General features: G+C 34.8%; 10 protein-coding genes. 8 read left to right on the plus strand and 2 right to left on the minus strand.

The genetic code is table 11. The features are described 5' to 3' along the window. Positions 1–4 precede the first annotated feature (4 nt). The 5 genes from BM088_RS22970 (at position 5) to BM088_RS22990 (ending at position 4,127) form a co-directional block, all read left to right on the plus strand. A complete protein-coding gene (locus tag BM088_RS22970) occupies positions 5–544 on the plus strand; it encodes a biopolymer transporter ExbD (RefSeq protein WP_091990397.1) in 540 nt (179 codons plus the stop codon). Next, the gene (locus BM088_RS22975; RefSeq protein ID WP_091990400.1) at positions 541–1,047 is read left to right on the plus strand and encodes an ExbD/TolR family protein; all 507 of its coding nucleotides are present in this window, start codon (positions 541–543) and stop codon (positions 1,045–1,047) included. Before BM088_RS22970 ends, BM088_RS22975 begins: the two co-directional genes overlap by 4 nt. Further along, positions 1,044–2,012 (plus strand): AgmX/PglI C-terminal domain-containing protein, encoded by a 969-nt coding sequence (locus tag BM088_RS22980; RefSeq protein WP_091990402.1) that lies wholly within the window; start codon positions 1,044–1,046, stop codon positions 2,010–2,012. The genes BM088_RS22975 and BM088_RS22980 overlap by 4 nt, the downstream gene beginning before the upstream one ends. Positions 2,013–2,466: 454 nt before the next feature. After that, entirely contained in the window at positions 2,467–2,880 is a 414-nt protein-coding gene (locus tag BM088_RS22985) for a LexA family protein (protein WP_091990404.1), read from the plus strand. Further along, positions 2,868–4,127, plus strand: coding sequence for a Y-family DNA polymerase (locus tag BM088_RS22990; protein ID WP_091990406.1), 1,260 nt, complete (start codon positions 2,868–2,870; stop codon positions 4,125–4,127). Before BM088_RS22985 ends, BM088_RS22990 begins: the two co-directional genes overlap by 13 nt. A 43-nt stretch (positions 4,128–4,170) precedes the next feature. Here BM088_RS22990 and BM088_RS22995 read toward each other — a convergent pair whose 3' ends face one another. Further along, a complete protein-coding gene (locus BM088_RS22995) occupies positions 4,171–4,515 on the minus strand; it encodes a rhodanese-like domain-containing protein (RefSeq protein WP_091990408.1) in 345 nt (114 codons plus the stop codon). A 273-nt stretch (positions 4,516–4,788) separates the two neighbouring features. On the opposite strand from BM088_RS22995, the gene BM088_RS23000 reads away from it, so the two are divergent. Both BM088_RS23000 and BM088_RS23005 read left to right on the plus strand, forming a co-directional pair. Then, positions 4,789–8,112, plus strand: a complete 3,324-nt coding sequence (locus BM088_RS23000; RefSeq protein WP_091990410.1) for an efflux RND transporter permease subunit — start codon at positions 4,789–4,791, stop codon at positions 8,110–8,112. Further along, positions 8,109–9,173 carry an efflux RND transporter periplasmic adaptor subunit gene (locus BM088_RS23005; RefSeq protein ID WP_091990412.1) on the plus strand — a complete coding sequence of 355 codons (1,065 nt, stop codon included), beginning with the start codon at positions 8,109–8,111 and terminating at the stop codon, positions 9,171–9,173. Before BM088_RS23000 ends, BM088_RS23005 begins: the two co-directional genes overlap by 4 nt. Before the next feature lie 352 nt (positions 9,174–9,525). Here the strand turns inward: BM088_RS23005 and BM088_RS23010 are convergent, their stop codons facing one another. Then, positions 9,526–9,732: an acetyltransferase gene (locus BM088_RS23010; protein WP_091990415.1), complete on the minus strand. Its 207-nt coding sequence runs from the start codon at positions 9,730–9,732 to the stop codon at positions 9,526–9,528. 162 nt (positions 9,733–9,894) lie between these two features. Between BM088_RS23010 and BM088_RS23015 the strand changes: the two genes are divergently transcribed. Next, entirely contained in the window at positions 9,895–10,242 is a 348-nt protein-coding gene (locus tag BM088_RS23015) for a nitrilase-related carbon-nitrogen hydrolase (protein ID WP_091990417.1), read from the plus strand. Positions 10,243–10,576 lie beyond the last annotated feature (334 nt).

Below are 10,576 nucleotides of genomic sequence, written 5' to 3' on the forward strand. Positions count from 1 at the left end.
TAGCATGTTTCGTAAATCACGTATTGAACGAGAAGATCCCGAGTTAGACATTACCTCATTTATGAGCTTAATGATTGTACTAGTACCGGTATTATTGGTGATGATGGTATTTTCGCATATCACTATACTCGATTTGAAATTACCACAGGTGGGCACTGGCGACAGTGCTTCACAGCAAAAAATAAAACAATTAGAGCTTGTGGTATCAACGAATGCATTAGTGTTGAATTACCCTCAAGGGATCTTGCTTAAATCTATTCCTTTAACTGAAAGTGGCTACGATTACCCGTTGTTACAACAAGCATTAAAAGAAGTGAAATTTTTATTAAGTGAACAACATATTGTTAAAAAAAATATAAATTTATTACTGACTCCAGAAATAGATTATCAAACAATCGTTACCTTAATGGATACCATACGTTCTTACCAAACTGTGGTTGCGGCATCTTTAGTTAATGCTGAGTTATTTCCTGATATTTCTTTAGGCGATGCACCCGATACGGCTTTAAATATGGCTAAGACTGAAAAAGAGCAGGCATTATGAAAAAATCAGTACGCGCTTTGAGAATGGAACGCCATCATAAACGCATGAAAAAAACGTCAAAATTAAGTCTGGTGTCTTTAATGGATATTTTCACCATTTTAGTGTTTTTTTTAATCGTAAATTCTTCCAGTGTACAAGTTATTGAATCGAATAAAACCATTAAGTTACCAGCTTCTGTTGCTAAAAGTTTACCTAAAGAAACTTTATTGCTGTTAGTGAATGATAAAGATTTAATGTTGCAAGGCAAAAAATTGATAGCTGTTAGTGAAGTTTTACACTCAAACCAAGAAACGATTAGTGTGCTATTACAAGAGCTTGCCTACCATAAAGCAAAAAAAAGCCGTGCTAGTGCCAAGAATAAAAGTATAGAAGGTGCCATCACCATTATGGGTGATAAGGAAATTGAATATAAATTATTGAAAAAAATCTTGCTCACCTGTTCCAATGCTGGTTTTGGTGATATTGCTTTAGCGGTTGAGAAAACGCAGGAGCAAATTGAATGAAACAAGTTATCGCTGAAAATAATCAATTGATTTGGTTTGATTACGAGGCAAATAATAAAAGTTTTACGCGTATCACAATGACTTTTTTGGGCTTAACAATTGTATTTGCTATGGTGGTTAAATTAACTCAGTTGCCTGAAATAACACGTGCAAAAAAAGAAAAAATACCAGTTCAGTTAACCCAATTTATTGACCGTATTAAAATTGTGCCAAAGCCAAAGCCAAAGCCAAAGCCAAAAGCAGAAGTAAAGAAACAAACAACCGTACCAAAAATAAAGCAAAAACCTGATGTTGCAAAAAAAAGTAAGAAGATGAAGCCCGCAGTTAAAGTGAAAGAAAAAGCACTTGAAAAGGCAAAAGATAAGGCCAAACGATCCGGATTATTAGCGCTTGCGGATGATCTGGCTTTAATGAGAGATTCTCTTGACTTTGCCCCTTTGGTTCAAGCCAAAAAATTAAATAAAATTGAACCTAAGGCAATTAAAACTGAGCGTGTGATGCTTGCTAAAAAAATGCCTTTGAAAAGCACTGGATTAGATCAAGGTCAATTATCACAAACACGTTTAGCGAGTACTGCTTTAGCGCAAAGAAACCTAGTTGCATTAGCAGCTGAGGTATCTGATGATGTTGAGGCGCAATATGATGAGCTTGATCAAGACAGGAGCAATGCCAAGGAGCAGCGTAAAATTGATTCCATTCGACAGGTGTTAGATAAAAATAAAGGGGCTATTTATACCTTATATCGACGGGCATTACGTAAAGATCCAAGTTTAGAAGGCAAGGTTACAATTGAATTAGTGATTGAAGAAAATGGTTCAGTCTCTATGTGTCAAATACTGTTAAGTGAATTAAATAATCCAGAGATTGAACGTAAACTTATTTCACGAATTAAATTAATAAATTTTGGTGCCAACTTAGGTAGCCAAACAAGGTTAAATTATTCGTTTAATTTTTTACCTTTTTAATCAGCTTGTTATCAAATAAAAACATGGATGTTACGCTCTAAGATAAGCTAAGTTCTGCTGAATTTATTATTATTAATTTAAATACATAATAACTTCATATGATACAGGTGAGCCTGCTTATATTTGATTCTTATAGTTGACTATGCCTATAAAAATTGAATGGAGAAAATTAAGATTTTCTGATGTTTACCTGCTTTATTCTTACAGTTCAGTCACTTATATAAATTCAAATATGAGTTTTTATTATCTGTTAATAGAAATTCGACATCATTTATGTATTGATTCAAACTTATTGAAATAGAATGCTAACTCGGTTGGGTTGGATCTATTGAATGAACCTAATTTGTGATTAGAGTTATAAACCGAATCTTTTAGCAATAAAACATAAACAAAACTACCTTATATTTTGATTTAACATATACTGTATGAATAAACAGTGCTTAAAGGGTGTTAAATGAAAGTTATTCCAATTTATATTGATGCGGGGATTTGTGGTTTTGAATCTCCGGCTGCTGAGTATAAAGAGTTAGGATTATCATTAGATCAATTACTGATAAAACATCCAAATGCTACTTTTATTGGCATCGCATCAGGGCAATCTATGCAAGGTGTTGGTATTTTTGATGGTGATTTATTATTGGTTGATAGAGCCGAAAATCTAAGGTGTGGCGATGTCATAGTTGCGAATTTAAATGGTGGTTTTGTATGTAAACTATTAGATAAAACCAATGCTTTATTGTTATCAGCTTCACCTGTGCACCCCCCTGTAAAATTGAATCAGACAGATGAATTTCAAGTTGAAGGTGTTGTTACTCGTTCAATTCGTTTGCATCGCCAAGCCAGTGAATTATTGCAATGTTTGCCTTAGTTGATGCGGTATCTTTTTATGCCAGTGCCGAAAAAGTATTTGATCCAGCGATCCGTAATAAACCAGTTGTTGTACTTACTAATAATGATGGTTGTATATGTGCTGTATGCCCGATTGCAAGAAAACTAAATATTCCTAAGTTTCAGCCTTATTTTAAAGTAAAAGGCTATTTAGCAAAACATAATGTGGTGATACGTTCATCAAATTATGAGCTTTATGCCGATTTAAGTGAAAAAATGATGAATATTGTCGGTCGATATTGTGATAATCAGTATGTTTATAGCATTGACGAGTCTTTTTTGCAGTTTACGGGGTTTAAACGTTTAGTTGATGATTGGCATGAATATGGGCATAACATTAGGCTGGCGGTATGGAGGGAAGCAAAATTACCCGTTGGCGTAGGTTTTGGTACGACACCTACGCTTGCTAAAGCGGCTAATCACGCTGCTAAGAAATTATCTGGATACAATGGTGTGGCTATTATTGATAATGAAGCAAGTCGACAAGAAATATTAACTAAGATGAAAGTGACGGACGTTTGGGGAATAGGCACTCGGTTAGGTAAAAAACTTCAACTTATGGGTATTCATACTGCACTAGATTTGGCTAATTGTAATGCAAGAGATATGGGGCGGCTTTTTAGTATTGTTATTGAACGCACTATCAGTGAGTTAAATGGTATCCAATGTTTAAGTTGGGATGATATAAAACAAGTTAAAAAGGAGATTTTTTCAAGCCGAAGTTTTGGTAAGCGCATCACTCATATAGAAAGTCTACAATCAGCATTAGCTGCACATTGTAATATTGTTGCACGAAAATTAAGACGACAAAAGTCACTCACTAAACGTATTGTCATTTTTGCTTCAAGCTCACCTCACGAAAATAATTATTATAAAAAATTCTTTATGCATGACTTTGCAGTCGCAACATCAGATACATGTATCATTACCAAGGCTATGAACTATATTTTACCGTCTTTGTTTCAACCAGGCGTGCGTTTTTATCGTTGTGGTGTGGGGGCTATTGAACTGGAGACAGCGCAATTTATGCAAATGGATATGTTTAATATAAATAAAGATAAACCAGAGTTAATGGCCTGTTTTGACAAGATAAACAACAGGTTTGGTCAAGGGACATTAAAACTCGCTTGTGAGAAAAGTGCCGTATCATGGCAAATGAAGCGATATTTTTTGTCGCCTCAATTCACCAGTCGCTGGCGGGATATTCCTAAAATATATTGTAAATGATCATTTATATTCATTTTTGTATGAGCTGAACTACTTGCTAGGCTTAGAGTACTTGGCAAATGTCCTCTAATGTACATGTGATAGACCATACATTTTTATAACCAAAACGTTTTAATTGCTCTGTTGATAAAATAGCCCTAACACCAGATGCGCAGTGAATAAAAATTGCTTTCTCAGAATTAGGGTATAGCTCAAGCATTTTCATTTCTAATATACCTCTGGGTATATTCATTGTATTACTTGCTGATTTATGCGCATATTCTATGGACTCTCTCACATCAATAATAATGCCATTCATTTTTTTGCATAAAGTTAAAGCTTCATCAGCAGTAATACAGTTCAGCGATTTTTGTGCTTGCATAACGACTTGGGGTACAGTTTTTAACATAATAAACCTTTTAAAATAACGTCATAAACATTAAAGAATTTAGCTCTGTTGATAAAAAAGGCCGAGGCTTTAATCTCAAAAGCGCTACCCATCTAATTTCATATCTTAGAAATTGATATTAGTCTTTCATTATATTTTAAATTGCTAAATTAGATATTGCTAATGTATATTAAAGCAGTATGATGAACAACTAATTTTGAAATGAGGTCACTTTCAAAATTTATAACATTGAGTAGGTAAATGGCGTAAATATTTAATAGGAGGTAATACTTAATGAAAGAGCAGGTAAATTTTACTACTAGGTTCGTGCATTCAGTACTTTCAAGTAAAATACCGATATTTATGCTTATTTTATCAATCTTAGCAGGATTACTGGCATTAAATTTCACTCCACGTGAGGAAGAACCGCAAATTGTTGTTCCAATGATTGACATTGTTGTAACAGCTCCAGGAATAAATGCCAGACAAACGCAAAGGCTTATAACAACACCATTAGAAAAATTGTTATCACAGGTCAAAGGTGTTGAGAATGTATATTCTGTTTCAGATAACGCAAAGTCTGTTGTTACTTTACGCTTTTCTGTTGGTCAAAATCGTCAACAAGCATTGTTAGATACCTATAACAAATTGCACTCAAATACACATATTATTCCAGAAATTGTAAGTGATTGGAGAGTACACCCGATTGAAGTTGATGATGTTCCGATTGTGATGTTAGGATTATGGAGCGAGGATGCTGAAAATCTAGATGATTTTGCATTACGCCGTTTAGCAGAAGAGGTCACTACATTTTTACAAGCATTGGATAATACAAGCGAAGTGAAAATTGTGGGAGGGCGCGCTCGTGAAATTCAAATAAAACTTAACCCCGAAAAGATGGCAGCCAGACAAGTGGCTATGCAAGATGTATTTAATGCCATTCAAATCTCTAATAATTTAAAACACTTAGGTAGCCTTGTACTTGCAAAGCAGTCTGTTATTTTACAAAGTGGTGATGTGTATCGTGATATTTCAAGTCTGGAAAATACGCCTATCAGGGTTATAGATGGCTCCGCTGTTTTACTTAAAGATATAGCAATTGTATTTGATGGGCCAAGTGAGCAAACATCTTATACTTGGATAGACTTCACTAATGCACACCCCACAAATAGAGGGGAAGATCATCCCTTTGTCACTATTAGTATTGCAAAGCAAAAAGGCAGTAATGCGGTTGATGTTGCAAACTCTGTGCATAAAAAAGTAGCTGAACTTAAAAAGTTTGTATTTCCAAAAGCTGTGCAAGTAGAAGTTTTAAGAGATTATGGCCAAACGGCAAATGAAAAAGTGAATAACTTAGTTACCAGCTTAGCTTTTGCTGTCTTTACAGTTGTTGTTTTTATTGGGGTATTTTTAGGTTGGCGACCGGCTTTAGTTGTTGGTTTGGCAATACCGATTTGTTATGGCATTACCTTATCGTTAGATTTAGCCTTTGGATATACCATTAATCGTGTGACTTTATTTGCACTTATTTTGTCTTTGGGTTTGTTAGTTGATGACCCTATTACTGGTGTTGATAATATTGAACGTTTTTTAGAAAAAGGCAAAGGAGGTTTAAAAAATACAATAGTAGGTGCTATTAACGAAATCAGAGTACCCCTTGTTATGTCTACTTTTACTATCGTATTAGCCTTCTTACCACTGGCTTTTATTACGGGCATGATGGGACCTTATATGGCACCAATGGCCTTTAATGTGCCTATAAGTGTTTTAAGTAGCACTTTAGTGGCTTTTTTAGTGACACCTTGGTTAGCATCTAAATTCATAAAAGAAAAACCTAAATCAATACACTACGCAAAAAATCAAGGGTTTAATACTTTTTACCGTAAAATGTTAACCCCTTTATTAGATGATAGAAAAAAAGGAAAGCGGGTTTTATGGGTTGTGTTAGCCTTATTTATAATCGCAGCTATGTTACCCGTTTTAAGACTTGTACCTTTGAAGCTTTTACCTTTTGATAATAAAAATGAAGTTCAAATTATGATAGATATGCCAGAAAATGCCACTGTTGAACAAACATCGGCAATGGCAAAAGTCGTATCACAAAAAATCCAACAGTTACCTGAAATTAAAACTGTTGCAAATTACATTGGCATTGCATCTCCTATTGATTTTAACGGAATGGTTCGTCAATACTATTTACGTCAAAAACCTAATATTGCAGACTTAAGAGTACTATTAATTGATAAGTTAGAACGAGAGCATCAATCTCATGAAATCGTACTTCGTCTTAGAGCATTATTAGCACCTTTAAATAAAAATGGAATTAATATTCGTATTGTTGAAGTGCCTCCAGGGCCGCCAGTTATGAGCACCTTAGTTGCTGAAATTACGGGTGATGAATATACCCAATATGATGCACTCAGACAGGCTGTGATAATTGTAGAAAACCGTTTGAAACAAGAGCCTCATGTCGTGGAAGTTGACGCTATTATGAGTGGTGAACAATCCAGACTTCGGTTTATAACAGATAAAACAAAAGCGGCACTTTCAGGTATATCTACTTCGGATATTAACCAAGTATTAAGCATTGCCAATAAAGGAAAAGTCGTAAGCTTTATGCATTATGAAGATGAAGCATCGCCTTTGGCCATTAAACTTTTATTGCCAATTAATGAGCGTACTGTCATTAATGATTTTAAACGCATAGCTGTAAAAGGCCGAGTTGGTATAGTACAAAATACGACTGCACAAGGCATAGATATAGCACCTCAGTCATTGGTATCTCTTGGTGAGTTAGGGGACTTTGAAATGCAAGTGAACGACAAACCTATTTATCATAAAGATTTAAAGCCTGTTGTTTATGTTATTGCAGATGTTTCAGGTCGTACTCCCGGTGAAGTTATTGCAGATGTGACTGCTGATTTAAAAGCTTCAGATAATAAAAATATTATTAATGATTGGCAATCACGTACTTTTTTAAATAATGGTGGGGGTGATTTGTGGCAGTTGCCTAAGAATATAAACCTGACTTTTAGCGGTGAAGGTGAATGGAAAATTACGATTCGAGTCTTTAGAGATATGGGGTTAGCATTTGCATTTGCGTTATTTGCGATATATATCGTACTTAGAATTCAAACGGGTTCGGCGGCATTATCGGGGATCATTATGTCATCAATTCCATTAACCGTAATAGGTATTATGCCTGGTTTCTTTTTACTTAACCAAATAGGTGAAAGAGAAATATCCGGTGCGCCAGAGCCTGTATTATTTACTGCTACAGCCATGATAGGCATGATTGCACTTGCAGGTATTGTGGTGAGAAATTCACTTATTTTGATTGAGTTTATTTCTCAGGCAAGAAAAAATGGCAATACGATTAAAGAGGCACTTTTACAAGCGGGTGCCGTGCGCATGCGACCTGTTTTACTTACCGCAGGTACCACTTTATTAGGTAATTTAGTTATTACTTTAGACCCTGTTTTTAGTGGTTTAGCCATTGCGATTATTTTTGGCATTATTTCATCAACAGTATTTACATTATTGGTTGTGCCCATTGTTTATTCACTTATTTTTGATCAACCTAAAAGTTTAACGATACCAAACGAGATAACGCTATGAATAAATCACTGTTACAAAAAATTCTGGCTCCAATGATCACAATTGTTATTTTGTTATTCATGGTTGCTTGGCTTGCGGGCTCTTTTAATGACAAAGTGCAACCTGGGTTAAATAAAGTCAGTACTTATTATTCATCTGATAATGATTATACCGTTGTGACTGAGGTTACACCTATTTTGGAACCTGTTGCAGCGAATATAGCAGCAAAACAAGCGACGATTATTTCATCTAGATTATTAGCCCGAATAGAAAAGATTAATGTCAGGGCGGGTGAGTTGGTTAAAAAAGGTGATATTTTAGTTGAACTGGAGAAAAAAGACTTAAAATCTTTGGTATCTCAAGCGAGTGAGAAAATGAATGCAGTACAGGCCAGAACAATAGAGGTAAAGCGTAATTTAGATCGTGCAAATGACTTATTTACACAAAAATTAATTGCAGCATTTGAGTTAGATAAAGCAAAAGCAGACCATCAAAGCATTGAAGCAGAATTAATTGCAAGTAAACAAGTATTAAAACAAGCACAGACCACTTTGGCATATGCAACACTCATTTCTCCAATAAATGGTCGTATTGTAGACCGCTTTGCTGAGCCTGGTAATACGGCGCAACCAGGTAATAAATTACTTTCTTTATATAACCCTCTTTCACTTCGAGTCGAAGCCCAAGTAAGGGAGGAGCTTGCTTTAACACTTATACAAGGCCAAATAATTCAAGTTGAACTACCTTCAATGAATAAAACTGTAAAAGCAGAGATAGCTGAAATAGTGCCAGCAGCAAACATTGGAACGCGTAGCTTTTTAGTAAAAGCGAGTATTGATTTGAATAATGACTTATTACCGGGTATGTATGGCAGAATGATGCTACCAGCAGGAAATGAAAATGTTTTATATGTACCAAAAAATAAACTTGCCAGGATAGGCCAGCTTAATTTTATTTGGCTTAATATTGAAGGCAAGTTACAACGAAGATTTGTGCGCTTAGGTAAACAATATAAAGATAAAGTCGCTGTTATATCAGGTTTAAAAGAAGGTGATATTATTGCTAATGTACAAACTAAATAGAAGGGGATTTATCTATTAATCGCGTTTTAACGCCAAGTCTTATTTGGCGTTAAACGTTTTATTATTAAAAGTCTTAACTTGAGACATTGTGGTTTTATGGTTATGCACTAAATTAGCATCGGCTAATACCAGAAAAGGACATATAATAAACAACAAAATTAAAGGTTTATTGTAAAAACACTCAATGAAATTGTATTTTTATCACCCCTATTTTGTTTTACTCATTTTCCTTTCTGCTATTTTTAAGTTGAAGAATATACAAGGTAAAGTAATAAAGGTGGCACTGTAATTACTTCCTAAAAAAGTGATTTTTTGAGGAAGTAATTACTAAATTTAAGATGGCTGAGTCAATTTATTTTCTATAATTTGGATCTGTCCAACAACGGGGTAATTCTTCTCCTGATAAAAATACTAAGTCAGTTTTATTAAACTCTTCAGGATCTTGTAATTCTTCACCAGCTTGGTAACAGCCGATGACTTTTTTGTGAAATAAGTTGGTTAAATCGTTTAACTCATTTACATCAACCATATCGCCATTTTTTTTGTGTTTTAAAAACATAGCTTACCTCCTAAATTAAAAATGCGCCATATTGAGTATAGCCTGTACTTGAAAGTTATGAATTTTGTTATTAAATTCAAAAGCCATTATTTAAAGTCAATTTATTCAGTATTTAGGGTAATATTTATTAAGGGATAAAATTAAAAAAGAAAGACTGTAATTATGATAAAACTATCTGCTATCCAACTGTGTTCTGTTCCTGATGTAGATGAAAACTTACAATTAATTGAACAATATATAAATGAGTTACTGCAAATTGATACGGGAAATAAACATATTATACTGTTGCCTGAATGTTGTTTATTTTTTGGTGGTAAAGAAACTGATCAATTAATCTTGGCGCAAAAAGTTAACAATAATAATAGGCTTATTAATTTACTGTCTCATTTAGCAAAGAAATATCAGGTTACTTTAGTCGCAGGTACTATTCCATTATTAACCGATTGCGGTGAAAAATTTTTTAATGCCAGTTGTGTTTTTTCACCTAAAGGTGAATTAATTGGGCGTTAGTGCGTCAAGCGAAGCTTGATGCATCTTGCAGGGTGCAAGTCCCTGTCGGGTAAGGTTTAGCCAACCACCCGTATCGCGTGTTGCGCCTATGGCGGAGCTTGTTTTTCAAGCGAACAAGATAGGTGAAGCGTACACAGAGAATTATATAGGCCATAGGGGATACGTGTCCCTTAAGTGCTGGTATCGCTCCGACAAGTACAGTCTGACTGACGAGGTTTGTAACGCCATCGAAGTCCAAGCAAAGCAACCGTTATTCAACGCACATGAAAGGGCAAGGTTGTGGCGAGTCAGCGGAGTTATTAAGCCGTGGCATGTATAAAGAGATGTATTGAGA

The organism is Pseudoalteromonas denitrificans DSM 6059, assembly GCF_900112265.1.
Lineage (GTDB): Bacteria > Pseudomonadota > Gammaproteobacteria > Enterobacterales > Alteromonadaceae > Pseudoalteromonas > Pseudoalteromonas denitrificans.

Bases quoted from the DNA above. Each gene is read 5' to 3' on its own strand.
- BM088_RS22970 (WP_091990397.1), top strand. From the start codon at position 5: ATGTTTCGTAAATCACGTATTGAACGAGAAGATCCCGAGTTAGACATT.
- BM088_RS22975 (WP_091990400.1), top strand. From the start codon at position 541: ATGAAAAAATCAGTACGCGCTTTGAGAATGGAACGCCATCATAAACGC.
- BM088_RS22980 (WP_091990402.1), top strand. From the start codon at position 1,044: ATGAAACAAGTTATCGCTGAAAATAATCAATTGATTTGGTTTGATTAC.
- BM088_RS22985 (WP_091990404.1), top strand. From the start codon at position 2,467: ATGAAAGTTATTCCAATTTATATTGATGCGGGGATTTGTGGTTTTGAA.
- BM088_RS22990 (WP_091990406.1), top strand. From the start codon at position 2,868: ATGTTTGCCTTAGTTGATGCGGTATCTTTTTATGCCAGTGCCGAAAAA.
- BM088_RS22995 (WP_091990408.1), bottom strand. From the start codon at position 4,515: ATGTTAAAAACTGTACCCCAAGTCGTTATGCAAGCACAAAAATCGCTG.
- BM088_RS23000 (WP_091990410.1), top strand. From the start codon at position 4,789: ATGAAAGAGCAGGTAAATTTTACTACTAGGTTCGTGCATTCAGTACTT.
- BM088_RS23005 (WP_091990412.1), top strand. From the start codon at position 8,109: ATGAATAAATCACTGTTACAAAAAATTCTGGCTCCAATGATCACAATT.
- BM088_RS23010 (WP_091990415.1), bottom strand. From the start codon at position 9,732: ATGTTTTTAAAACACAAAAAAAATGGCGATATGGTTGATGTAAATGAG.
- BM088_RS23015 (WP_091990417.1), top strand. From the start codon at position 9,895: ATGATAAAACTATCTGCTATCCAACTGTGTTCTGTTCCTGATGTAGAT.